The sequence below is a fragment of the Cellulophaga tyrosinoxydans genome (genome assembly GCF_900176415.1).
In the GTDB taxonomy this organism is placed as follows: domain Bacteria; phylum Bacteroidota; class Bacteroidia; order Flavobacteriales; family Flavobacteriaceae; genus Cellulophaga; species Cellulophaga tyrosinoxydans.
On sequence record NZ_FWXO01000007.1, the window covers coordinates 57801 to 83910 of the forward strand.

25 protein-coding genes are annotated in these 26110 nt (G+C 33.4%); 17 read left to right on the forward strand and 8 right to left on the reverse strand.

Annotation, left to right across the window (positions count from 1 at the left end; genetic code table 11):
* Positions 1–147: 147 nt before the first annotated feature.
* From B8963_RS15100 to B8963_RS15110, 3 genes are all read left to right on the forward strand, one after another.
* Complete coding sequence (locus tag B8963_RS15100) at positions 148–546, forward strand: hypothetical protein (RefSeq protein WP_084063042.1); 399 nt, start codon at positions 148–150, stop codon at positions 544–546.
* 152 nt (positions 547–698) lie between these two features.
* Positions 699–1160, forward strand: coding sequence for a hypothetical protein (locus B8963_RS15105; RefSeq protein ID WP_084063043.1), 462 nt, complete (start codon positions 699–701; stop codon positions 1158–1160).
* A gap of 96 nt (positions 1161–1256) precedes the next feature.
* Positions 1257–1913, forward strand: coding sequence for a suppressor of fused domain protein (locus B8963_RS15110; RefSeq protein WP_084063044.1), 657 nt, complete (start codon positions 1257–1259; stop codon positions 1911–1913).
* 169 nt (positions 1914–2082) lie between these two features.
* Here B8963_RS15110 and carB read toward each other — a convergent pair whose 3' ends face one another.
* Together carB and rpmH are read right to left on the reverse strand one after the other, a co-directional pair.
* The gene (gene carB / locus B8963_RS15115; RefSeq protein ID WP_084063117.1) at positions 2083–4935 is read right to left on the reverse strand and encodes a carbamoyl-phosphate synthase large subunit; all 2853 of its coding nucleotides are present in this window, start codon (positions 4933–4935) and stop codon (positions 2083–2085) included.
* A gap of 105 nt (positions 4936–5040) precedes the next feature.
* The gene (rpmH, locus tag B8963_RS15120) at positions 5041–5208 is read right to left on the reverse strand and encodes a 50S ribosomal protein L34 (protein WP_084063045.1); all 168 of its coding nucleotides are present in this window, start codon (positions 5206–5208) and stop codon (positions 5041–5043) included.
* A gap of 195 nt (positions 5209–5403) precedes the next feature.
* Between rpmH and B8963_RS15125 the strand changes: the two genes are divergently transcribed.
* A complete protein-coding gene (locus B8963_RS15125; RefSeq protein WP_084063046.1) occupies positions 5404–5919 on the forward strand; it encodes a hypothetical protein in 516 nt (171 codons plus the stop codon).
* A gap of 123 nt (positions 5920–6042) precedes the next feature.
* Here the strand turns inward: B8963_RS15125 and B8963_RS15130 are convergent, their stop codons facing one another.
* Both B8963_RS15130 and B8963_RS15135 read right to left on the reverse strand, forming a co-directional pair.
* Positions 6043–6990, reverse strand: coding sequence for a lytic transglycosylase domain-containing protein (locus tag B8963_RS15130; protein ID WP_084063047.1), 948 nt, complete (start codon positions 6988–6990; stop codon positions 6043–6045).
* A 29-nt stretch (positions 6991–7019) separates the two neighbouring features.
* Positions 7020–7697: an alpha/beta fold hydrolase gene (locus tag B8963_RS15135; protein ID WP_084063048.1), complete on the reverse strand. Its 678-nt coding sequence runs from the start codon at positions 7695–7697 to the stop codon at positions 7020–7022.
* 168 nt (positions 7698–7865) lie between these two features.
* On the opposite strand from B8963_RS15135, the gene B8963_RS15140 reads away from it, so the two are divergent.
* The gene (locus B8963_RS15140) at positions 7866–8159 is read left to right on the forward strand and encodes a GNAT family N-acetyltransferase (RefSeq protein ID WP_084063049.1); all 294 of its coding nucleotides are present in this window, start codon (positions 7866–7868) and stop codon (positions 8157–8159) included.
* Positions 8160–8192: 33 nt separating this feature from the next.
* Here B8963_RS15140 and mtaB read toward each other — a convergent pair whose 3' ends face one another.
* The 3 genes from mtaB to B8963_RS15155 form a co-directional block, all read right to left on the reverse strand.
* Positions 8193–9521: a tRNA (N(6)-L-threonylcarbamoyladenosine(37)-C(2))-methylthiotransferase MtaB gene (gene mtaB / locus B8963_RS15145; RefSeq protein WP_084063118.1), complete on the reverse strand. Its 1329-nt coding sequence runs from the start codon at positions 9519–9521 to the stop codon at positions 8193–8195.
* A gap of 1 nt (position 9522) precedes the next feature.
* The gene (locus B8963_RS15150) at positions 9523–10698 is read right to left on the reverse strand and encodes a GlmU family protein (RefSeq protein ID WP_084063050.1); all 1176 of its coding nucleotides are present in this window, start codon (positions 10696–10698) and stop codon (positions 9523–9525) included.
* An 86-nt stretch (positions 10699–10784) separates the two neighbouring features.
* On the reverse strand, positions 10785–11036 hold the full coding sequence (locus B8963_RS15155) for a type B 50S ribosomal protein L31 (RefSeq protein WP_084063051.1): 252 nt from the start codon (positions 11034–11036) through the stop codon (positions 10785–10787).
* A 167-nt stretch (positions 11037–11203) separates the two neighbouring features.
* Here B8963_RS15155 and B8963_RS15160 point away from each other — a divergent pair, with 167 nt between their 5' ends.
* From B8963_RS15160 to B8963_RS15205, 10 genes are all read left to right on the forward strand, one after another.
* Positions 11204–11710: a DUF4199 domain-containing protein gene (locus tag B8963_RS15160; protein ID WP_084063052.1), complete on the forward strand. Its 507-nt coding sequence runs from the start codon at positions 11204–11206 to the stop codon at positions 11708–11710.
* Between the two features lie 2 nt (positions 11711–11712).
* Positions 11713–12231, forward strand: a complete 519-nt coding sequence (locus tag B8963_RS15165) for a DUF4199 domain-containing protein (protein ID WP_084063053.1) — start codon at positions 11713–11715, stop codon at positions 12229–12231.
* Positions 12232–12334: 103 nt separating this feature from the next.
* Positions 12335–12847: a DUF4199 domain-containing protein gene (locus B8963_RS15170; protein WP_084063054.1), complete on the forward strand. Its 513-nt coding sequence runs from the start codon at positions 12335–12337 to the stop codon at positions 12845–12847.
* Positions 12848–12881: 34 nt separating this feature from the next.
* The gene (locus B8963_RS15175) at positions 12882–13826 is read left to right on the forward strand and encodes a glycosyltransferase family 2 protein (protein WP_084063055.1); all 945 of its coding nucleotides are present in this window, start codon (positions 12882–12884) and stop codon (positions 13824–13826) included.
* 66 nt (positions 13827–13892) lie between these two features.
* Entirely contained in the window at positions 13893–15602 is a 1710-nt protein-coding gene (locus tag B8963_RS15180; RefSeq protein ID WP_084063056.1) for a phospho-sugar mutase, read from the forward strand.
* The gene (locus B8963_RS15185) at positions 15602–17425 is read left to right on the forward strand and encodes an ABC transporter ATP-binding protein (protein WP_084063057.1); all 1824 of its coding nucleotides are present in this window, start codon (positions 15602–15604) and stop codon (positions 17423–17425) included. Before B8963_RS15180 ends, B8963_RS15185 begins: the two co-directional genes overlap by 1 nt.
* 37 nt (positions 17426–17462) lie before the next feature.
* Entirely contained in the window at positions 17463–18173 is a 711-nt protein-coding gene (locus B8963_RS15190; protein WP_084063058.1) for an endonuclease/exonuclease/phosphatase family protein, read from the forward strand.
* A gap of 108 nt (positions 18174–18281) precedes the next feature.
* Complete coding sequence (locus B8963_RS15195) at positions 18282–18824, forward strand: RNA polymerase sigma factor (protein WP_084063059.1); 543 nt, start codon at positions 18282–18284, stop codon at positions 18822–18824.
* Positions 18825–18857: 33 nt separating this feature from the next.
* On the forward strand, positions 18858–19364 hold the full coding sequence (locus tag B8963_RS15200) for a hypothetical protein (RefSeq protein ID WP_084063060.1): 507 nt from the start codon (positions 18858–18860) through the stop codon (positions 19362–19364).
* Complete coding sequence (locus B8963_RS15205) at positions 19357–19806, forward strand: hypothetical protein (protein ID WP_084063061.1); 450 nt, start codon at positions 19357–19359, stop codon at positions 19804–19806. The genes B8963_RS15200 and B8963_RS15205 overlap by 8 nt, the downstream gene beginning before the upstream one ends.
* Positions 19807–19849: 43 nt before the next feature.
* Here the strand turns inward: B8963_RS15205 and B8963_RS15210 are convergent, their stop codons facing one another.
* Positions 19850–20878, reverse strand: coding sequence for a WD40/YVTN/BNR-like repeat-containing protein (locus tag B8963_RS15210; protein WP_084063062.1), 1029 nt, complete (start codon positions 20876–20878; stop codon positions 19850–19852).
* 162 nt (positions 20879–21040) lie between these two features.
* On the opposite strand from B8963_RS15210, the gene B8963_RS15215 reads away from it, so the two are divergent.
* The gene (locus B8963_RS15215; protein WP_084063063.1) at positions 21041–22267 is read left to right on the forward strand and encodes an RsmB/NOP family class I SAM-dependent RNA methyltransferase; all 1227 of its coding nucleotides are present in this window, start codon (positions 21041–21043) and stop codon (positions 22265–22267) included.
* A gap of 115 nt (positions 22268–22382) precedes the next feature.
* A complete protein-coding gene (gene purL, locus B8963_RS15220) occupies positions 22383–26042 on the forward strand; it encodes a phosphoribosylformylglycinamidine synthase (protein WP_084063064.1) in 3660 nt (1219 codons plus the stop codon).
* Positions 26043–26110 lie beyond the last annotated feature (68 nt).

Below are 26110 nucleotides of genomic sequence, written 5' to 3' on the forward strand. Positions count from 1 at the left end.
TACAAAAATACCCCTTTAGCGCGAGCGTCACGCTCGTGCCAGCCATAATAAATTCGCAACCATCTTAAAAAACCATTAAAAATGAACAAAAAATTATTTTTAATTCTATTATCGATTTTCGTCTTATCATGTAACGCTGATGATAATATGGATTCAACTGATAATATTGAAATCTTAATAAGTGCAAGTCCATGGAATTTTGAAAGATTTGAAGTGGAAAATATAATTTATGCTGATGGATTTGAAATTCAAGAATCCGATATAGCTTTGGTAGAAAACCAAAGGTTTAGTGGACAAATTATCAAGTTCAATTCAAATGGAACAGGAACTGCTACCGCAAATCAATTACTGGAATTTAATTGGAAATTGGAAAGTACAAATAAGTTAAAACTATCAAATGGCTACATTTACAATTTGACCTATGATGTATCAATATCTGATTCACAATTAACATTATCTTCGGATTCATTTATTTTTCAATATCAGGATCCTGAAAGTGGTAGGCTTGGTGAAATAACTTATGAAGGTAGAATACTCTTTAAATAAAAAACATTTTACAATTTAACCTATAAACAATGCGGGCTTCGGGCTTAGTTGCAGAGTTTGCTGTTTTTATAAAGTGGCTAAATCGAAAATAATCGCTTATTTTCTGTCCCACTTTACCATTTTAATGGTTAAGGTAATTTAAAAAATCATCTATGAAATTAAGAATACTACTCATTTTATTTTTTGGTATAAATGTACTTTCATGTACAAATAAAAATTCAGAAGAGGAATTTAAAACAAAATCAGAATTACTTTCTGAAAAAAGTCCATGGGTCTATTCCCATTATGAACTACTTGAAATAATAGATTCTTATGGAAGCGAATTGACCGAAGTTGAGATTGAAAATATTAATAATGAAGAAAATGAAGGGTGGACTGTAAGTTTCAACACTGACGGTACCGGTTATTCGAAAAGCCCGAGTAATATAACAAATGAATGGAAATGGAAAATTGATACTAATGAAAACTTAGTATTTATTCATCCAAACGACACCACAACGTATGCTGATTGGAATGTGAATTCATCACAATTATATATAGCTTTTGAATCTATAACATACGACGAACAAATTAAAGTTGAAGTTTTGCATTTAGGAAAAAATGTATTCGAATAGAGACTATATACGGCAAAACGAAATGTGGACGGAAAAAAGATTCCTTTCTTACGCACTACGCTGAGCTAAACAGTTAGGCGTTATAAAAACATTACAATGGATAAAGAAACTTATAAAAACAAATTTACGGAAGAAGAAGCTGTTGGCTGGAAATCAATAGATGAATCATTAGAGAAAATTTATGGCGAAACTGAACCAAAACATTATGGCCCTTTATGTGGTATTCATTTTATTGTTGCAGGAACAGACCCAATAGATGGAGCTAGTATTTATAACTCTAATAAGCAAGAAACACATAAACATATTATAAGTTATGGAATGTCTGAACTTTACTATGATGAAGAAAAAGCTGGAGGAGATTTTAGTAAATGGGGATTTGAATTTACTTTTAGATTAAAACCTTTTAAAGAAGATAAAGACGAACCTATTTGGGCAATTCAGGTTATGAATAATTTAGCAAGATATGTTTTTCAAAGTGGAAGATGGTTTGAAGAAAATCAATACATTCCTGCAAATGGACCAATTAGACTAAACACTGAAACTAAAATAGTTGGATTTGCTTTTACACTTGACCCAGAACTTGGAAAAATTAGCACACCACATGGAGAAGTTTCATTTTTACAACTTGTCGGAATTACAGAGACAGAATTGGAAAGACTAAAAGCTAATTCAAAAACATCAGAAGTTGAAAAACTTATAAATGAACTAAAAAAGGATAATCCTTTATTAATAACGGACTTAAACAGAAAATAACTACATCGCTAGTGCGAGCAACACGCTACTGCGCACAATTGTAATATCAACACCTACAAAACAAGCAAAAAAATGAAATTCTGAAACTTATATCACCAAGCTGTTTGAAAATTCCAGAAACAAAAAATCCCCAACGTATTGGGGATTTTTAGTGTTGTAACGATTAGTATTACTTACTCAAATACATCTTACGACGTGAGTATAGGTTGTAAAATTCATCATCTTTTAAGCTATCGATAAATAAAATACTTTCTCCCGTACTCTTCATTTCTGGACCTAAGTTTTTATTTACATTGTGGAACTTCTCAAAAGAGAAAACTGGTTGCTTAATTGCGTAACCTTCTAACTGAGGGTTAAAATTAAAATCTTTCACTTTTTTCTCTCCAAGCATCACTTTAGTAGCATAGTTTACATAAGGCTCTTTATAGGCCTTTGCTATAAATGGTACCGTACGAGAAGCTCTAGGGTTGGCCTCAATGATGTATACCATATCATCTTTAATGGCAAATTGTATGTTTATAAGTCCTACGGTATTAAGCGCTAAGGCAATTTTCTTGGTATGATCCTTAATTTGTTGCATCACAAATTCTCCTAAATTAAAAGGAGGTAATGTTGCATTGGAATCTCCTGAGTGAATTCCACAAGGCTCAATATGCTCCATGATACCAATAATGTACACATCTTCCCCATCGCAAATAGCATCTGCTTCTGCCTCTATGGCGCCATCTAAGTAGTGATCCAGTAATAATTTATTACCAGGTATAGATTTTAATAAGTCAATTACATGCTCTTCTAGTTCCTTTTTGTTGATGACAATCTTCATTCCTTGTCCTCCAAGAACGTAAGATGGTCTAATCAAAAGTGGGAAGTCTAGTTCATCTGAAAGCGCTAAGGCTTCGTCGGCTGTTTCGGCCACACCAAACTGTGGGAATGGAATATTATTCTCTTCTAATAGTTTAGAGAAACTTCCTCTATCTTCCGCTAAATCAAGCGCTTTGAAACTAGTTCCTATAATTTTAATGCCGTATTTCTCTAATTTTTCTGCCAATTTCAAGGCTGTTTGACCACCTAACTGCACAATTACACCTTCAGGTTTTTCATGAAGTATAATATCGTAAATGTGCTCCCAGAATACAGGTTCAAAATAAAGTTTATCTGCGGTATCAAAATCTGTAGAAACGGTTTCTGGATTACAGTTAATCATAATGGTTTCATAACCACACTCTGCAGCGGCTAGAACACCATGCACACAGCAGTAATCAAACTCAATTCCCTGTCCAATTCTGTTTGGTCCAGAACCTAGTACTACAATTTTCTTTTTATCGGTAACAATACTATCGTTTGCTACATAGCGCACCCCTTCTGGAGTTTCTATTTCTGCTTCGAAAGTGGAGTAATAATACGGTGTCATCGCTTTAAACTCAGCAGCACAAGTATCTACTAGTTTAAATACTCTGTTGATGTTTAACTCCGTTCTTTTCTTATGAACTTCACTCTCGTAGCAATCCAGCATATGCGCAATTTGTCGGTCTGCAAATCCTTTTTGTTTTGCTTCCAATAACAAATCACGAGGTAACGTTTCTATGCTGTATGATTCTATTTCTTTTTCTAGTAAATGTAGCTCTTCATATTGTTTCAAGAACCACATGTCTATTTTAGTAATTTCATGGATTCTACTTAATGGAATCCCTAATTGTATGGCATCATAAATAATAAACACACGATCCCAACTTGGAATGGTAAGTTTACTGATGATTTTATCGTAGTCTTTTAAACCTTTTCCATCGGCACCTAAACCATTTCTTTTTATTTCTAAAGATTGTGTTGCTTTATGCAGTGCTTCTTGGAACGAACGCCCAATACCCATTACTTCCCCTACCGATTTCATCTGAAGCCCTAAAGTACGGTCAGAACCTTCGAATTTATCAAAGTTCCAGCGTGGTATTTTAACAATTACATAATCTAAAGTTGGCTCGAATAAAGCTGAAGTAGATTTTGTAATTTGATTATCTAACTCGTCTAAATGATAGCCTATAGCTAGTTTTGTAGCAATTTTAGCAATTGGGTAACCCGTTGCTTTAGAGGCTAGTGCAGAAGAACGAGATACTCTTGGGTTAATTTCGATAGCAATAATATCTTCATTTTCATCAGGACTAACAGCAAATTGCACGTTACAGCCACCTGCGAAATCACCAATACTACGCATCATCAGTATCGCCATATCACGCATTTTCTGATAGGTTTTATCAGAGAGTGTCATTGCAGGTGCAACCGTTATTGAATCTCCGGTATGAATCCCCATTGGATCCATATTTTCTATAGCACAGATGATGACTACGTTATCGTTTTTATCACGAAGCAACTCTAATTCGTACTCTTTCCATCCCATCAAGGCCTTATCGATCATCACTTCGTGAATTGGTGAAATTTCTAATCCACGACTTAATAATTCGTCAAAATCTTCTGGTTTATAAACTATCGATGCTCCTGCCCCACCTAAGGTATAAGAAGCTCTAATCACCAATGGAAAACCAAACTCTTGGGCAATTTCTTTTCCTTTTAAGAATGATGTTGCTGTAGCTTGAGGCGCCATTCCTACCCCAATTTTCAACATTAAGTTTCTAAACTTTTCACGATCTTCGGTAATGTTAATCGCATCGATATCAACACCAATGAGCTCAACACCAAAATCTTTCCAAATACCCTTTTCATCAGCTTCAATACATAAATTTAAAGCAGTTTGACCTCCCATTGTTGGTAAAACAGCATCAATATTTGGATGCTTTTTTAATATTTCAATAATGGATTTGGTGGTTAACGGTTTTAAATAAACATGATCGGCCATGGATGGATCGGTCATGATAGTTGCAGGGTTGCTATTGATTAAAATAGTTTCAATCCCATCTTCACGTAGTGAGCGAAGTGACTGAGAACCAGCATAATCAAATTCACAGGCTTGACCAATTACAATTGGACCAGATCCAATTATTAAAACAGATTTTAATTTTTCATTCTTTGGCATTGTACTAGTATTATATAGTGTTTCGTAATTATTCAACAATAAACAAAAAAAAAGGTGTTACTTAAAAAAAAGTAACACCTAATATTTTGAAATTTAATTCAATCATTATTTCTTATGTCTTGGCTCTGAAGAAACAGTTAATCTTTTTCTACCTTTTGCTCTTCTTCTAGCAATAACTTTTCTTCCATTTACAGACGCCATGCGTTCTCTAAAACCATGTTTATTTCTTCTTTTACGCTTTGAAGGCTGATATGTTCTTTTTTGTCCTGGCATCTTATAAGGTCTTTATTATACTTTAAAATGAAATTGTTTTGATTTTGCTTTTAGCTTGTCCAAAACTGGGCGCAAATATACAAAGAGTTTTTGCTTTGGCAAATCTAATTTAAAAAATATTTAAGATTGTTTTTATTACTTTTGCCAGATTAAAAATTATATCCAAAAAATAACACCAAAACAAATTAACAAAACATGTTTAATAAACTTTATAAATTAATTATTGCAGGTTTAATAATAGCATACGCCATATACCAGTTCATTGAAGGTAATATTGGAAATGGTATATTTTTAATTCTTCTTTCATTAATTTTTGTATTCCTTTATTTTAGAAATGAAATGATTCTTCTAGCATTTCTTAGAATGCGTAAGCAAGATTTAGCCGGAACAGAAAAATGGTTGTCTAAAATTAAGAAGCCAAAGGCTGCCTTAACAGTAAAACAACAAGGGTATTACAATTACTTACACGGAATTATTTATTCGCAAACCAATTTAACTACAGCAGAAAAATACTTTAAAAAAGCGCTAAAGTTAGGTTTAACTATGGATTACGATGTTGCCATGGCTAAATTAAGCTTAGCCGGTATTGCGATGCAAAAACGCAGAAAAAGAGAAGCAACAATGCTTTTAAATGAAGCTAAAAAATTAGATAAACAAAATATGCTTGGTGATCAGATAAAAATGATGAAGGAGCAAATGAAGAAAATTTAAGTAAAGAGCTTAAATTGAAAATAGAATAGTTTTCAAAGAATGCTATTTTAAGTTTATTCCAATAGAAAGAGGCTAAAACATAAATTATGTTTTAGCCTCTTTTTATTTACTACTACATTTCTTTTACTTAGAAACTTTGTAATAGCCTTTATTCGGTATTTCTATAATATACTTTTTACGTGAGTTATTATTTAAATTAGGCTCACGCAGCCATGGATTATGGCGTTTTAATATTTTATAATTGATTTCATACTGTTTTGCAAAATCCGCAAAATTTGTCACAGGAACATCCACTTCTACCTTAAAAGTGGGTACTTGCGTATACATATCTTCTTTTGCAATATCAAAACCATACTTACTTGGATGTGATAAAATTTCTTTAATTGCTAAGATTCTAAACACATAACGCCCAGTTTCCTGACCTAATAACAAATCATAATACGCATCTACTTCTTGCGCATTCATATATTTTTGAATACCATAAGAACCTGCGTTATACGATGCCGCAGCTAAGGTCCAAGTACCAAACTTTTCTTTTGATTTTTTAAGGTAATTACAAGCAACTTCCGTAGCTTTTTCAATATGGTAACGTTCGTCCACATTATCATTAACCTCTAAACCATACTCTCTACCTGTGGTTTTCATTATTTGCCAAAATCCTGCTGCTCCGGCTGGAGAAACTACATTGTCTAATCCACTTTCGGCAACTGCTAGGTATTTAAAATCATCTGGAATGCCGTTTTTAGCTAAAATAGGTTCAATTATAGGAAAATACTTGTTTGCTCTTTTCATTAATAAAAGCGCATTGGATTGCCAATACGTATTCACTAAGAACTCACGATCTACACGTTCCATAATTTCTGGATCATCAAAAGGTACGTCTTCACCTGCAAAATTTAAATCTTCAGGAATCTCAATGGCTTTAACTTTATAACCAGAATCCTTTATTTGATCCTCTAGTTCCTTAACCGAACTTTGGTTCTCTGCAGTGGTATTCTGAACTGCAAATATTAAGGTGCTCACAACAAAAATCACACCTAAAAACATTAATGTATTCTTTAAAAATTTCATAGCTAATAGTATTATTCCAATCAAAGATATTAAATAGAACTTTTGTTTTGCAAAATAATTGTGGGAAGATGCTCATTAAACCATTTATACCTATGAATAATCATAGTATGTGTACCATTAGTCACTTTTATACAATCTTTTATATTCGAAATAGGAAAAACAGCATCTTTATCGCCATGAATATGCACTAAGTTAGTAATAGGTCCACTTTCTTTCCAATTTACAATAGCATCAATAGACCAATCAATATACCCCTTATCTCGAACAGATAAGTATTGTTCGTATAATGCCAAACGTTTAGGCACAGTTTCTCCAAATGCATATTTTGCCAATAACTCCACATTGTTTACGAGACCAGTTGGCAGTAGTTTGTGCACTTTGGTATATTTTGCAAACTGCATTCTCTTAGGCAGCTCTTTCTGTAATTTAACACTAGAAATAATAATTACCTGTCGAGTTTTGATATGCTTTGCCATTTCTTGCACCAACATACCACCAAAAGATACTCCAATTAAAACAGGATTTTCTTCTTTTATGTAGTCGCACATTTCTTTTGCATAGTCACTAATACTAATTCCTTTCGTTGGAACATGCCATTCTAAATAATGTACATTAAATAATTCAGGAGATAAAATAATGTTTTGGAATATGGAAGGTGCAGCTGCCATTCCGGGCATAAAATAAACTGCTATTTTAGAATTTGTCATAAGCAAGTAAACGTGCAGAAAACTAGGAAATTAGCAATTAATTTACTAATTTTATGCTCTTGTCAATTTTTTCTTTGAATTACACTAATTTTTAATACTTATCATAAAGCCATTGCAATTGGAGAACGTTGTTCTGGTACTAATTTATTGAACTAAAATCAAAACTATATGAATGAAGTAGAAATTAAAGACAATGGTTTCCTGCGTCAATATGAAACCAGTGTCAATGGTCATTTAGCTAAGATTGAATATTCCGCACAAGAAAGAAAAGTATTCTTAACCAAACTGATCATTCCTGAAGAAATCACAAGAGAAGGGTTTAAAGAAGACTTCATCGAAGCCGTTCTTCACTCCATTCAGGAAAAAAACATGCGTGTGGTTCCTACAAGTCCGCAAATAGCAGGATTTCTTAGAAAAAACAGGAAATATAAAGATATGCTCCCTGTTGGTATTCGCATCTAAAAACTTCAAACCTCTCCCTTCGAGAGGTTTTTTTTATACTTCTACTTTTTCTGCTACAAAATTAAACCGAACCAAACCATCTTCATCAATCTTAGTGAGTTCTATTTGCTTAAGTTCATTAACTAATTCCGGATTCCAAGGTGCTTTTACTTTTACATAATTCTCTGTAAAACCATGAATATAGCCTTCTTTATTTTCTCCTTCAAAAAGAACTGTTCTAATGCTTCCTAACTGACTTTCATAAAAAGCACGTCTTTTCTTAGCAGATAAACCTCTAAGCATTTTACTGCGCTTGCTACGCACTTTCTGTGGCACTACATTATCCATTTCTGCAGCTACCGTATTATCGCGTTCAGAATACGTAAAAACGTGTAAATATGAAATATCTAATTCATTTAAAAAATGATAGGTCTCTAAAAACAGTTCATCTGTTTCGCCAGGGAAACCAACTATAACATCTACACCAATGCACGCATGCGGCATTACTTCTTTTATTCTAGCAACGCGATCTACATATAAACCAGACAAGTAGCGCCTACGCATTAGCTTTAATATTTCATCACTACCACTTTGCAGCGGAATATGAAAATGTGGTACAAAAGAATTGCTTTGCGCCACAAAATCTATAGTTTTATTTTTTAACAAGTTAGGTTCGATGGAAGAAATTCGCAATCTATGTATGCCTTCGATCGTATCTAATGCATTGACTAAATCGTAAAAAGTATGCTCGTGTTTTTTATTTCCAAATTCCCCTTTACCGTAATCACCAATATTAACACCTGTTAAGACTATTTCTTTAATATCTTGAGCAGCAATTTCTTTGGCATTTTTTAATACATTTTCTAAAGTATCACTTCTAGAAATACCTCTTGCCAAAGGAATGGTACAATAGGTACATTTATAATCGCAGCCATCTTGCACTTTTAAAAATGCCCGAGTTCGGTCTCCAATAGCATAACTCCCTACGTAAAAATCTGCCTCAACAATTTCACAAGAATGTACTTCTCCAAAATCATTTTTAGAAAGGTCGTTTATATAATCGGTTATTTTAAATTTTTCCGTAGCCCCTAACACCAAATCTACCCCATGAACAGAAGCTAACTCTTCTGGTTTTAATTGCGCATAACACCCAACGGCAGCAACAAAAGCATTTGGATTGGCTTTTTGTGCTTGTTTTACTATATTTTTAAAGCGCTTATCTGCATTTTCAGTTACCGAACAGGTATTTATTACATACATATCTGCATGTTCTGAAAAGTCTACACGATCAAAACCTTCTTCTTGAAAATTTCGAGCAATTGTAGAGGTTTCTGAAAAATTCAGCTTACAACCTAAGGTATAAAATGCAACCTTTTTTTTCATACTAGTAATTTCTCCATTTTTTGGTTTCTTCAAAAACATGGTTTAGAATTGCCTCTTCTTGAGCATCAAATTCAACACCCCTTCTCGACATCATTATTTTAGCTGTTTCAAATGCTTTTTTAGGCAAATAAGTAGTAAAACCAGATGCTCCACCCCAGCTATAACTTGGTACAAAATTTCTTGGAAAACCTGAACCAAAGATATTGGCACTTACACCCACAACGGTTCCTGTATTAAACATGGAATTTATACCGCATTTACTATGATCTCCCATCATTAAGCCACAAAACTGCAAACCTGTTTTTGCAAACCCCTCTGTTTCATAACTCCATAATCTAACTTCGTCGTAATTATTTTTTAAGTTAGAATTATTACTATCTGCTCCTAAATTACACCATTCTCCTAAAACAGAATTCCCTAGAAAACCATCATGACCTTTGTTAGAATAGGCGAATAAAACCGAATTATTAACTTCACCTCCAATTCTGGAGTGTGGACCTACAGTTGTAGCTCCATAAATTTTGGCTCCCATTTTTACGATAGAATGCTCACCAAGTGCAAAACCTCCTCTAATCATACAGCCTTCCATTACTTCGGCATTAGCGCCTATATAAATGGGGCCATTAGTAGCATTTAAGATACTACACTCCACCTTAGCACCTTCTTCTAAGAAAATATTATCGGCATTTATAACCGTATTTGTTTTTGATATAGGTTGACTTTTACGGTCTTCTGTTATAAAATCAAAATCGGCTTGCAATGCTTCGGCATTTTTAGAGAAAATATCCCACGTATTTTCTATTCGTAGAATTTCTCCTTGATATTCAATAGCCTCGTAGGAAGAGAAATCTACCTCCTCTTGTGTATCTTTAGAATAGAAAGCAATTACTTCCTCTCCATAAAATATTGCTTGGTTTTCAGTTAATTCTGTTACCATGGCAACCAACTCCATATTCGGTAAAAAAGAAGCATTGATTAAAACATTCTCTTCCATCTCCACCATTGGATACTTTTCAGATAAGTATTCCTCTGTAATTGTAGTGGTTGTACTTTTTAGATAATTCTCCCACTTTTCTCTTATGGTAAATATTCCAATTCGAATATCCGCAACTGGCCTAGTAAAAGTAAAAGGCAACAGCGCATTTCTTACAGTACCATCAAAAAGTATATAATTCATTGGTTAGATTTTTTGTAAAAATAAAAAAAGTCACACTCCGAAGTTAAACAGAGGGTGACTTTATTGCTAATAAAAGCAAATATTTATTATTTCTCGAACTTCTTGTACTTGTTCTTGAATTTATCAATACGTCCTGCAGTATCTACTAATTTAGCCTTACCAGTATAAAAAGGGTGAGACGTTCTAGAAATTTCTAGTTTAATTAATGGATATTCAACACCATCAACCTCTAATGTTTCTTTTGTATCAGCAGTAGATTTAGTAATAAAAACATCTTCATTAGACATATCCTTAAAGGCTACTAATCTATAATTCTGTGGGTGTATATCTTTTCTCATTTTATAAATAACTTTGTAACGTGTATTTTTGGAGGTGCAAATTTAAGTTTTTTTCCGAAAATGACAATTTTTAATTAGAAAAAAATAAAACAAAATTTATTTTCTACTAAATACAGGAAAATAATAAAGATTACTTTTGCTAAATTAAGTGTAAAATTAAACCAAAATTGGCAATAACAAACTCAAATTCCATTAAAAAAACAGTCCTTCCCCTAGCCTTAATGTTTGGCGTTGGACGAATTATTTTAGATCTAATTCCAAAATTAGCACAAGCAAATAGCAAAGTATATTATTCCACGTTCTTAATTGCCTTTGTTCTTGAAGTAATTGCCATTGTATATCTTATTAAAAAATACAAGAAAAACCAGGAAAACGAACTGCAACTAAGCGAAGCTCTTGTTATTGGGGTAATGTTCATGATTGTTGTTGGTGGATTATTTGCCATACAATCCTATTTATATGATACCTATATAGATTCTGAATTTCAAAAAAGGACTGCCTTAGAATGGGCTAACCTTTATGGCAAAAGTGGTGATGTTGAAAAGATGATGGATCAGGGCGATAGTATTCAGCAAACAAGTACCCTATTTAGTATTTTTACCAGTATACTTAAGTTTTCACTAATAGGAATACTAATATCATTTGTAACTGGTAGCATTTTAAGAAATAAATAATCATGAAACCAAATCAAATTAAAATACTAAAATTTGGCTTTAATTACGGTCTAATTACAGGTGGAATTGGAATTCTATATACCGTTCTGCTAATTTTCACCAACAAATTATACGACCAATCCCTTACTAAATCTTTAACAGGTCTTGTTCTATTAATTCTTCCTGTAATTTTAGCAATCGTTAATTTTAAAAAGCAAAACAATAACGACCTTTCGGTAGGCCAAGCTATTGGCGTTGGCATTGTTACAGCACTAACAGCTGCGTTAATAACCATACTATTCACGCTAATTTTAACCAACTTTATAGTGCCTGATTTTTGGGATAAATCTGCAGAGTACAATAGCATGCTTATGAAACAACAAACGCCGAACATAACGGCAGAACAATTACAAAACAAAATTGCCTCGCAACGTAAATTAGCATGGATTACATATCCTTTTATTTTACTTTTTAATTTAGCAATAGGTTTTATTACCTCATTAATTGCGGGTATAGCATTAAAAACTACTGAAAAAATGTAGCCTTTTTTCATCTTCTATTCGAGTTTAGAAAATTAGTATCTTTAAGATGTAACATTTTTGTAATAAATGATACTAAACAAGAAACAACCTAAAACTAAATAAAATGGAAGAAAAAAGACCCACAACCGGTAAATTCGGATTAATTTATGGTGTAATAGCTGCTGGAATTGGCATTGTTTTTACTTTTATGCTCATGGCTGGAGATATGTTATACGATCAATCTCCTGTAAAAAATATAGTACAAATATTAATCTTTGTTGGCGTTGTAATTGCTGCAATTTACAATTTTAGAAAAGCAAATAATGGCTTTTTAACTATAAAAAAAGCATTAGGGATTGGCTTTATAGCTTCACTTGTAACGGCAATTCTATCAATCGCATTCACGTATATTCTTGCTAATTTTATTGAACCAGACTTTTGGGACAAATTCTCCGAGATTGTTAGAGTTGCTATAGAAGAGTCAAATCCTAATCTTACCCCAGAACAAGTTGAAGGTGGTGTATCTATGCAAATAATGTTTTTCTATCCTATGATTTTAATTTTTAACCTATTCATAGGATTTATTACGGCATTAATTACAGGTCTTATTCTAAAAAAGTCAGAAAATTTAGATTAATCCGTACTTTTGAAAAGATTTTCAGAAGTATTGTATGAACATATCAATTATAATACCTCTTCTGAACGAAGAAGAGTCGCTTAAAGAATTACATAATTGGATCATTTCCGTCATGAATAGTCATAATTTTTCCTATGAAATTATTTTTATCGATGACGGAAGTACCGATTCTTCATGGGAAGAAATTACAAAACTTTCCCAAGTAAATACACAAGTAAAAGGTATTCGCTTTTTAAGAAATTTTGGAAAGTCGCAAGCCTTACATGCAGGCTTTAAAGCTGCTCAAGGAGATGTCATCATCACCATGGATGCAGACTTGCAAGACAATCCTGAAGAAATTCCTGAATTATACAATTTAATCACCAAAGATAAATTTGATTTAGTTTCTGGCTGGAAGAAAAAAAGATACGATGCCGTACTAAGTAAAAATTTACCCTCAAAACTATTTAATTGGGCCGCACGTAAAACATCTGGCGTACAACTTCATGATTTTAATTGTGGTTTAAAAGCTTTTAACCAAACGGTAGTAAAAAACATTGAAGTATCTGGCGAAATGCATCGCTACATTCCTGTTCTAGCAAAAAATGCTGGGTTTGGTAAAATTGGTGAAAAAGTAGTACAACATCAAGCGCGTAAATACGGAAAAACAAAATTTGGAATGGAACGTTTTATTAATGGTTTATTAGACCTTATCACCATTTGGTTTGTTTCTAAATTTGGCAAACGCCCTATGCATTTATTTGGTGCTTTAGGCGTTTTAATGTTTTTCATAGGATTTACTTTTGCCTTATATTTGGGTATAGATAAACTATTTATTCACAAAACGGGTAGATTAATTACTGATAGGCCACAATTTTTTATTGCTTTGACCGCTATGATAATTGGTACGCAACTTTTTTTAGCCGGATTTTTAGGTGAAATTATGGTACGTTCCAGAAAAAATGAAACACGCTACTCAATTGCCGAAGAAATAAACTAAAACAGAATACAACAAAACTATAATTCTTGTATTTTTAAAATATAAATAAACAAAACCATCATATTTATGGATTCAATACTTAACACCGCAAAAACCTGGTTAACTGATTTTTTTGATGCTGATGTCAGAAAAGAAGTTCAACATTTAATGGATACCAATATAGAAGAGCTAAAAGACAGATTCTATAAAAATATGGAATTCGGTACAGGTGGTATGCGAGGTGTAATGGGTGTTGGAACCAACAGAATAAATAAATACACCTTAGGAAAAAGCACTCAGGGATTAAGCAATTACCTAAAACAAACGTATAAAGGTGAAGATATTAAAGTAGTCATTGCTTATGATTGCCGCCATAATAGTGATACACTAGCAAAAACTGTAGCTGAAGTATTTTCTGCAAACGGCATTAAAGTTTTCTTATTTTCTGAACTTAGAACAACACCAGAATTATCTTTTGCAGTTCGTTACTTAAAATGTCATGCTGGCATTGTTTTAACTGCATCACACAACCCACCAGAATACAATGGTTATAAAGTTTATTGGACCGATGGTGGCCAAATTGTTCCTCCTCAAGATGGTAAAATTGTTGCCGAAATAAACTCGCTTTCTTTTGAAGATATTAATTTTAAAACTAATCCAAGTTTAATTCAATTAATTGATAAAGAAGTTGATGAAGCTTTTATAAACGAGTCTGTTGCTCGTGGTAGCTTTGGTGCTAAAGGTAAGGACGATTTTAAAATTGTATTTACTTCATTACACGGTACATCTATTACCGCAATACCCGAAGTACTAAAGCGCGCTGGCTATAAAAATGTTACTGTAATTGAGGAACAAGCAAAGCCTGACGGTGCTTTCCCTACAGTAAAATCGCCAAACCCAGAAGAACCAGAAGCTCTGTCTATTGCTATAAAAAAAGCAGAACAAATTGGTGCTGATATGGTTGTGGGTACAGATCCAGATAGTGATAGATTAGGGATTGCTGTTAGAAACCTAGAAGGTAAAATGGAAATTTTAAACGGAAATCAAACTATGGTTTTGATGACGAAATTTCTTTTAGACAAACAAAAAAACAAAGGATTTAAAGGTAATGAGTTTATTGCCACAACTATAGTTTCTACGCCAATGATGGAAGTTATGGCTAAGGCTTATGGCGTGGAGTACAAAACTGCATTAACAGGTTTTAAATGGATTGGTAAGATGATTAAAGATTTTCCTGAAGCTAACTTTATTGGTGGTGGAGAAGAAAGTTTTGGCTACATGGTGGGCGATTTTGTACGCGATAAAGATGCTGTTACCTCTACCCTATTAGCTTGCGAAATTGCTGCAAATGCCAAAGCAAATGGCAGTTCTTTTTATAATGATTTAATTGCTTGTTATGCAGCTTACGGACTTTACAAAGAAAAACTAATCTCTATAACAAAAAAAGGGATGTCCGGAGCAGAAGAAATTAAACAAATGCTAAAAGATTTTAAAGAAAACCCTGTAGTTTCGGTTGCCGGATCTAAAGTAAAATGGATTGAAGATTATAATACTTCGGTTGCTAAAAATGTAATTACAGGTGAAGAGAAAAAAATAGATTTACCAAAATCAAATGTGTTGATCTATGAGACAGAAGATGGCACCAGAGTAGCCGCACGACCAAGTGGAACAGAACCTAAAGTAAAATTCTACATTAGCACCAATAAGCCATTAGCAAAAGTAGCCGATTTCCAAACTGTTGATGCAGAATTAAACACCAAGATAGATCGTATTTTGAGCGAACTCAAATTAAATTAATGGAGTATTACAAGAAAATTCTTCGCTTTGCGAAACCCTACCTTAACTACGGTTATTTAAATATTTTCTTTAACATATTGTATGCATTATTCAGCGCATTATCCTTTGCAGCTTTAATGCCTATGTTAAATGTGCTTTTTGAAAAAGACAAGCAACTAACCGTTGCTCCTGTTTATAAAGGCATAGGCAAACTAAAAGATTATTTCATGGATTACATGAATTATCAAGTAACACAGTTTGCTGCTGAAGATAAAATGAAAGGTCTGGTTTTAGTAATAGGACTTGTTATTTTCTTGTTCCTTTTAAAAAACTTAGCGAATTATTTCGCCATGTATTTTATTACATTTCTTAGAAACGGGGTTTTAAAAGATATCCGAAATGCCATGTATAAGAAAATAACCGAATTGCCTATCTCCTTTTATTCAGAGAAAAGAAAAGGCGATGTTATTGCTCGTATAACTTCTGATGTTTTAGAAATTCAACATTCTTTCTTATCGGTTTTAGAACTTATTGTACGTGAACCACTTACTATTATTTTCACTATTGCAGTAATGTTTTTAATAAGTGCAAAACTTACGCTATTTGTTTTCATTTTTATTCCTGTTTCCGGATATGTAATTTCTTTAATAGGTAAATCATTAAAAAAACAATCAGACGATGTACAAAGGGAACAGGGTGAGTTTTTATCTGTAGTTGAAGAAACTTTAGGCGGTTTAAAAGTGATTAAAGCTTTCAATTCTGAGTCAAGATTCTATAAAACATTTTCAGCCTCGACCACACGATTTTTTAATTTTTCAAACAAGCTCTTAAATCGTCAAAATTTGGCATCACCCTCAGGAGAGTTTTTAGGTATACTAACTATTGGTGTACTGCTCTGGTTTGGAGGAAAAATGGTATTGGTTGATAAAACTTTAGATGCGCCTTCTTTTATTACTTATATGAGTTTAGCCTATGGCGTTTTAACTCCTGCGAAAGCAATAAGTAAAGCAATTTACGGAGTTAAAAAAGGAAATGCAGCCGCAGAACGTGTGTTAGAAATTCTAGAAACAGAAAATCCAATTTCTGAAAAAACAAATGCTGTAACTAAAAACACTTTCGATTCTGAAGTCAACATCAACAACATTAGTTTTAAATATGACGATGAGTATGTGCTTCAAGAATTTACACTAAAAGTACCAAAAGGTGCAACTGTTGCTTTGGTTGGGCAATCCGGAAGTGGAAAAAGTACAATCGCAAATTTAGTTACCCGTTTTTACGACGTAAATGAAGGTACTATTAGCATTGATGGCATCGACATTAAAGATTTTAAACAAGAATCTTTACGGGGCCTATTAGGATTGGTAACCCAAGATTCTATATTGTTTAATGAAACGGTTAGAAATAATATTAGTTTAGGTAAAGAAGATGCCACTGATGAAGAAATTATAGCGGCAGCGAAAATTGCCAATGCTCATGACTTTATTATGGACTTACCTAATGGTTATAATACCAACATTGGTGACAGTGGAAATAAATTAAGCGGTGGACAGAAACAACGATTATCCATTGCAAGAGCGGTACTTAAAAATCCGCCAATTATGATTTTAGATGAAGCCACATCTGCTTTAGATACCGAAAGTGAACGCTTGGTACAAGATGCCTTAGAAAAAATGATGCGCAACAGAACTTCTATTGTTATTGCACACCGCCTTTCTACCATACAAAATGCCAATACCATTGTGGTATTGCAAAAAGGCAAAATTGTGGAACAAGGTTCGCATGCTGAGCTTATTGCTAAGGATGGAACATATAGCAAACTTGTTAACATGCAATCATTTGAATAGTAATGATTTTTTGAGCGATTTTTAAACATACAAAAACTTGAAAATTCTAACTTGGAACTGTAATGGAGCGTTAAGAAATAAATTAGATGATATAATTGCCCTAAACGCAGATATTAACGTAATTCAAGAATGTGAAAATCCAGCTAAAATAAAACAATCTGCATATACAGAATGGGCGGAAAATTATTTATGGATTGGCGATTCGAAAAATAAAGGTATTGGAATTTTTGCTAAGAAAAATATTAACTTAAAGCAACTAGAATGGTCAGATAACTATAAGGACCACAAGGTTAAACACTTCTTGGCATGCAGAATTAACGATGATTTTGATATTATTGCTGTATGGAACCACAGCAACAACTCTCCTACTTTTGCCTATATAGGACAGTTTTGGAAATATCTTCAAATTAACAAATCCAACCTAAAAAAATGTATAATCTTAGGAGACTTTAACAGTAATGCTATCTGGGACAAATGGGATAGATGGTGGAATCATTCTGATGTTGTAGGTGAATTGAAACATATTGGAATAGAAAGTCTTTACCACAAATTCTTTAATGAAATACAAGGAAATGAAAGACTACCAACTTTTTTTCTTCATCGAAAATTAGAAAAACCTTATCATATTGATTATGTTTTTGGAAGTGCAGAATTCACAACAACATTAAAATATTTAGAAATTGGAAAAATTGATTCTTGGTTAACTAAAAGCGATCACCTACCAATTACTTGTGAATTTGAAATATAATATCCAATATTCTTTATCTATTTTAGATCCGTAAAATAATAATCAAGCATAACCAATTAAACCTTTTCATAAATTTGAGGTCTTATTACTATCTAAGAAATTTATATTTTGATATCAGAAGACATCTTAGTAGAACAATTAAAGACAGAAGCCACTCAAAAAAAGGCTTTTGAATTGTTGGTGAATACCTACAAAGAAAAACTGTATTGGCATATTCGTAGAATTGTTTTGGATCATGACGACACAGATGATGTTTTACAAAACACCTTTATAAAAGTTTTTAAAAATATTAGTGGTTTTAAAGGCGATAGCAAGTTATACTCTTGGATGTACAGAATTGCAACGAATGAGGCGCTTACTTTTTTAAAGAATAAATCTAAAAATTTAGGTGTAACGAATTCTGAAATTCAAGAAGTACTCGTAAACAAATTAGAAACAGACGTATATTTTGAAGGAGATTATATTCAATTACAACTTCAAAAAGCAATAGCTACATTGCCAGATAAACAGAAATTAGTTTTTAATATGAAATATTTTCAGGAATTGAAATATGAAGAAATTTCTGAAATTTTGGAGACCTCGGTGGGTGCCTTAAAAGCATCGTATCACCTAGCTGCAAAAAAAATAGAATCCTTTTTAAAAGAGCATTAAACCTTTTAACAATTTGATAGTCAAACTAAAGCAATGAAAATAGATAAAAATAGTTTTAATACTCCGGAAGGCTACTTTGATAGTTTTACTGATAAACTGATGAACAAATTATCAGCTGAGGAAACTATTGCTCCTAAAAATGAAGGTTTTAAAGTTCCTGAGGGCTATTTTGACTCTTTAAACAAAAAGATAGCTTTAAAATTAGCAACAGAAGAACCCAAGGTCATTCAATTAAATCCTTTTAAAAAGTATTATTACATCGCAGCTTCCATAGCGGCTGTTTTGTTGCTGTATTTTGGTTTAAACTTCAATAGTAAACCAGCTATAACCTTTGACGATATTGCGAGCTCAGATATTGAAAATTATTTTGATGAGAACGATGTAGACCTTAGTAGTTTTGAAATAGCAGAAGTAATTCCTGTGGATGAACTAGAAATTAACGACATTATAAACAATCATTTAAATGATGAAAATGTGGTTGATTATTTAAATAACAGTATTGATGATTTTGAAGAATTAAATTTAGATGGCAATGACTAATAGTAAAAAACTTATGTTGGTTGTGTTTTTACTGGCAACTACAGTATTTTATGCACAACATAAACCAGATTGGGATAAAATAAAAACGCTTAAAATTGCATTTTTAACAGAGCGACTTAGTTTAAACACCCAAGAGGCGCAAGCATTTTGGCCTATTTATAACGCCTATGAAGCTGAAAGAGAAAAGCTTCGTAATAAAAGTTATAATGATGTACGTAGTAAATTAAAAGATGCCGATAACTTGTCGGAATCAGATGCTGCTAAATTATTAAGTCAATATTTAGCTTATGAAGAGGAAGAAGAAGAATTGGACAAGAAATTTTTATTGAATGTTAAAGGGGTTATCTCTGCTAAAAAAACACTTTTATTACTGCGCTCTGAAGAAGATTTTAAACGACAGTTAATAAAGCAGTATCGCGATAAGCATAAAAACAATAAATAAAACAAATAGTACATCCGTTAAACTTAGATTTAACGGATTTTTTCTATTTAAAACTCAATTTTGCAACGCGGCTTTTACCGGCAGCATAGGCTATTGTATCGTTTTTAAAACGTAGCGTATAAAAGCCCTCTTCAGATAATTTTTTCCAAGTAGCTCCCCTATCATTAGAATAACTTATTCCAGTAAACCCTATAGCCACTAATCCGTTACCCTCCGAGTTAGGCACAAATTGAACACAACTTTTATAGCCTGGTTCTTGACCATCAGCAACAAGCTGCCATGATACGCCACCATCAACCGTTATTGCTTTGTTTTGATTGCTGTTTTCTGGTTTTGTATAATCTCCACCAATGGCAAATCCAATTTTTTCGTTATAAAAATCAATAGAATAAATACCTTGTGTTGGTGCTGCATTAATTATCGGAGTTTGTATCACTCGCCATGTTTTTGCTTTATCTGCAGAAAATAATATACGTCCGTTGGTCGTGGCTATCCATGTACTATCTCCAATAATCTTAATATTTGTATTACTCGCAGCAAAAGCACCTTCACCTTCGATCCCTTTTGGCACTGTTGCACACGACTGTTTCTGCCAGGTGCGTCCACCATCTCTTGTAATAAGGATAGATAAGCAACCATTCATGCTATCTCCAACCGCAATCCCTTCATTATCATTCCAGAAAGTCATGGCGTCGTAGAACACATTCTCAGCTTCCTCTTTATAAACCAACTGAAACTTGCCATTCTCACCAGTTTTATAAAGCAATGCAGGATTTGCAACGGATAATACAAACACATCATTGCTTGTATGTGCTATACTTCTAAATTCAGGGAAAATAGAATCGTAAGCAATATTGGTAGAAAAAACTTTACCTGTATTCAAGTCTATATTACCCACAAAACCATTGTTTGCACTAAAAGCCAAATTGTTATCTATAAGTTCAATGGCTCTTATACTCAAAGAATCTTCATAAATAGTATCAACGCTAACCGAACTAAATGATTTCTTTTTTTCTTCTTGCTTACAAGAAATCAAAAGAAGTAGCACAAGTGTAGTAAAATAGTATTTCATAATAAAAAATTAGGTATAAGTCCAATTTATCGTAAGCGCTTTGCATTGTAAAATAGACAACGCGCCATAAATACAATAAAAGTTAGTCAAAAATAAAGGGAATAACATCTAATACAATACCTTTGCACCCTTAAATTTTACTTTAATAAAAGAAATTGCTGTATGAAGCTACATAGAAATTTGGTATTTGCCGTTGTTGATGCCTTAAACCTTATTTTTAATGAAGAAGAATATGCTGATAAAGTAGTTCAAAAAGTACTTAAGTTCGATAAAAGATGGGGGGCTAGAGACCGTGGATTTATTGCGGAAACCACCTATGAAATTGTTCGTTACAAGAGATTATATATAGAAATTGCAGAAGTAAAGGCGCCATTTTCCCGTCCAAATTTATTCAGAATATTTGCTGTTTGGGCTGTTTTAAGAGGCATAGAATTACCAGATTGGAAACAAATTGAGGCAGTACCTTCACGCAAAATCAAAGGTAGATTTGATGAATTATCTAAGATTAGAAAATTTAAAGAATCTATACCAGATTGGATCGATGAAATAGGTGAAAAATCTCTGGGTGAAAAACGTTGGACTAAAGAAATACATGCCCTAAACGAGCAAGCAGAAGTTATTTTACGTGCCAATACTTTGAAAACTACCAAAGAAGAGTTACGCAAAAACCTACTGGAAAACGGAATTGATTGTGAGCCTATTCAAGGCTATAAAGATGCTTTAAAGCTTGTAGAACGTGCAAATGTCTTTACAACAGATGCATTCCAGAATGGCTTATTTGAAGTACAGGATGCCTCATCACAATTAGTAGCAGAATTTTTAGACGTAAAAATAGGACAAAGAGTTATAGATACTTGCGCAGGCGCAGGAGGAAAAACTTTACATATTGCTGCCTTAATGGAAAATAAAGGTCAGTTAATTGCCATGGATATTTATGAAAATAAGTTAAAAGAACTTAAACGTAGAGCAAAACGAAATGGTGCTTTTAACATTGAACCACGAGTTATAGATTCTACTAAAGTAATTAAAAAGCTATACGGCAAAGCAGATCGTATATTAATTGATGCGCCTTGTACAGGTTTAGGAGTTTTACGCCGAAATCCTGATGCAAAATGGAAGTTGCAACCAGAATTTTTAGATAAAATAAAAGCAACTCAGCAAGAGATTTTACGTAGCTATAGCAAAATGTTAAAACCAGAAGGTAAAATGGTTTACGCTACTTGTTCTATATTACCACAAGAAAATAACGATCAGGTAAAATCGTTCTTAGCTTCAGAAGAAGGCAAAGATTTTAAATTGGTAAAAGAAAACAAAATTTATGCTTCTGAGAGTGGTTATGATGGTTTTTACATGGCCTTATTAGAGAAATCGGCTGATAAAAAATCATAAGAGCATTAAAAAAGTAATCAACAATTCTTCGAAAATCTGTTAACTTTTATAGAAAAAAAATCCCTCAAAAAAATGTAAATTTGTGCTTTCTTAAAACGAACAATCTAGAACGCACATGATTCACTTTTTCGGGGATAGCACCAGTAAAGTTTTTGCAGTACAAACCAAAAACGAACTTTCAGACTCAACTATTTCAAAATTATCGTGGTTGTTTGGCAACCAACCTAAAATAAACGCGGCGTCTCTTGACGCCTTTTTTGTTGGTCCACGCGCTGCAATGATTACACCTTGGAGCACCAATGCTACTGAGATTACTCAAAATATGGGTGTTGATGGCATCATCAGAATTGAAGAGTTTATTGCTACAACAGAGAGCGCCAAAGATTTTGACCCTATGCTCTCTCAAAAGTTTAATGGTTTACATCAAGATATTTTTACTGTTGCTGTTACACCAAAACCTATTCTTGAAATTGATGACATTGCTGCATATAACCAAAAAGAAGGTTTAGCCTTAAACGAAGAAGAAGTTGATTATTTAAACCAATTATCAAAAAAAATTGGTAGAAAACTTACCGATTCAGAGGTTTTTGGTTTTAGTCAAGTTAATTCGGAACACTGCCGCCATAAAATTTTCAATGGCACTTTTGTGATTGACGGCCAAGAAATGCCAACTTCTTTATTTAAACTTATAAAGAAAACATCGCAAGAAAATCATAACGATATTGTTTCTGCTTACAAAGACAATGTGGCCTTTGTAAAAGGACCAAAAGTGGTACAGTTTGCACCAAAAAGTGCAGATAAACCAGATTTCTATGAAGAAAAAGACTTTGAATCTGTTATTTCATTAAAAGCAGAAACACATAATTTTCCAACAACTGTAGAGCCGTTTAATGGTGCTGCTACTGGAGCTGGTGGCGAAATTAGAGATAGATTAGCTGGTGGAAAAGGCTCTCTGCCTTTAGCAGGGACTGCAGTGTATATGACCGCATACTCTCGTTTAGAAAATGGCCGTAAATGGGAAAACGACATGCCAGAACGCCAATGGTTATACCAAACACCAATGGATATTTTAATAAAAGCATCAAACGGAGCGTCTGATTTTGGAAATAAATTTGGTCAACCCCTTATTTCAGGTTCTGTATTGACATTTGAACATACCGAAGATGATCGTAGATTGGCGTATGACAAAGTAATCATGCAGGCTGGTGGTATTGGCTACGGCAAAGCAAACCAAGCCATAAAAGATAAACCTGAAACTGGAGATAAAATTGTTATTCTAGGTGGCGATAATTACCGAATTGGAATGGGTGGAGCTGCCGTTTCAAGTGCTGATACTGGCGAGTTTAGCGCTGCTATTGAATTAAATGCGGTACAACGCTCAAACCCTGAAATGCAAAAACGTGCTGCAAATGCGGTTCGAGGTATGGTGGAGAGCGATAAAAATTCTATTGTTTCTATTCATGATCACGGTGCAGGCGGACATCTAAATTGTTTATCCGAATTGGTAGAAGAAACAGGTGGGAAAATAGATTTAGACAAACTTCCAGTAGGTGACCCAACGCTTTCTGCTAAAGAAATTATTGGTAATGAATCTCAGGAGCGTATGGGATTAGTAATTGGTAAAACCGATGTTGACTTGTTAAAGCGCATTGCAGATCGTGAGCGTTCTCCTATGTATGAAGTTGGTGATGTAACCGGAGATCATAGATTTACTTTTGAATCTAAGAACACAGGGGGAAAACCAATGGATATGGCTCTTGAAGACATGTTCGGAAGTTCACCAAAAACGATTATGACAGATAAAACTGTTGCGAGAAATTATGATAATCCACAGTATTCGTTGGAGTTTTTTCATGATTATTTAGATCAAGTTTTGCAACTAGAAGCTGTTGCAAGTAAAGACTGGCTAACCAATAAAGTAGATCGTTGTGTGGGTGGTAAAGTTGCCAAACAACAATGTGCCGGACCCTTACAATTACCCCTAAACAATTGTGGTGTAATGGCCTTAGATTACAAAGGAAAAGAAGGGATTGCCACTTCAATTGGTCACTCCCCTATTTCTGGATTAATTGATCCTGCCGCAGGGAGCAAAAATAGTATTGCCGAAGCACTTACAAATATTATTTGGGCACCATTGAAAGACGGATTAAAATCTGTTTCCTTATCTGCAAACTGGATGTGGCCTTGTAAAAATGAAGGTGAAGATGCACGTTTGTACCAAGCAGTACAAGCCGTATCCGATTTTTCAATTGAATTAGGAATAAATGTTCCAACCGGAAAGGATTCCCTTTCTATGAAACAAAAATATAAAGATGGTGATGTCATCTCTCCAGGAACCGTAATTATTTCGGCCGCAGGAAATTGTAATGATATCACAAAAGTTGTTGAGCCCGTTTTACAGAAAAATGGAGGAGCTATCTATTACATTAACCTTTCAAAAGATGCTTATAAATTAGGTGGATCTTCATTTGCTCAGGTTATGAATAAAATAGGTAATGAAGCTCCAACCGTAACCGATGCTGCATACTTAAAAAATACTTTCAATACTATTCAAACGTTAATTAAAGAAGGACAAATAGTTGCAGGTCATGATGTTGCGTCTGGTGGACTCATCACTACCTTATTAGAAATGTGCTTTGCAGATGTAAATTTGGGTGCTAATTTAAACTTATCTAATTTAGGTGAATCAGATACTATTAAATTATTATTTTCTGAAAATGCCGGTATTGTTTTTCAAGCAAAAGACAATACCAAATTAGAACAAGTTTTAAGTGATGCTAAAATTGATTTTAAGAAAATTGGATCTGTAACCACTAAAAGCATGTTAACCATTAAAAATGGTGGCATGGAAATGGGCTTAAACATTTCTTCATTACGTGATACTTGGTTTAAAACTTCCTATTTGTTAGATTCTAAACAAACAGCAAATGGTTTAGCCAAAGACCGATTTGATAATTATAAAAAGCAACCTTTAAATTATATTTTCCCAGTTGGGTTTGAAGGAAAGCTACCAAAAATCGAAGGAAAAAGGCCAAAAGCTGCTATTTTAAGAGAAAAAGGAAGTAATTCTGAACGTGAAATGGCAAATGCTATGTATTTAGCCGGCTTTGATGTAAAAGACGTTCATATGACCGATTTAATTTCGGGTCGTGAATCTTTAGAAGACATACAGTTTATAGGCGCTGTTGGCGGTTTCTCTAATTCTGATGTATTAGGCAGTGCAAAAGGTTGGGCTGGAGCCTTTAAATACAATGAAAAGGCCAATGCTGCCTTAAAAAATTTCTTTGCAAGACCAGATACATTATCTGTTGGGATTTGCAATGGTTGTCAATTATTTATGGAGTTAGATCTTATCAATCCTGAACACCATACGCATGGTAAAATGACGTATAACAACTCGCATAAACACGAAAGTAATTTTACATCAGTAGAAATTCAGAAAAACAATTCTGTTATGCTTTCCTCATTAGAAGGATTAAAACTTGGGGTATGGATTTCTCATGGAGAAGGAAAATTTAACTTACCACTTGCAGAATCTGACTATGCTATAGTTGCAAAATACGGTTTTGAAGGATATCCTGCTAACCCTAATGGCAGTGATTATAATACGGCTATGCTTTGTGATAAAACAGGCAGACATTTAGTGACCATGCCACATTTTGAGCGTTCTACTTTCCCTTGGAACTGGGCATACTATCCATCAGACAGAAATGATGAAGTTTCTCCATGGCTACAAGCATTTGTTAATGCACGCCTTTGGATTGAGAAACAATAATCTTTAGACATAAAACAAAAAGTCCATTTGGTTTACAAATGGACTTTTACGTTCAAATTAAAATAAAA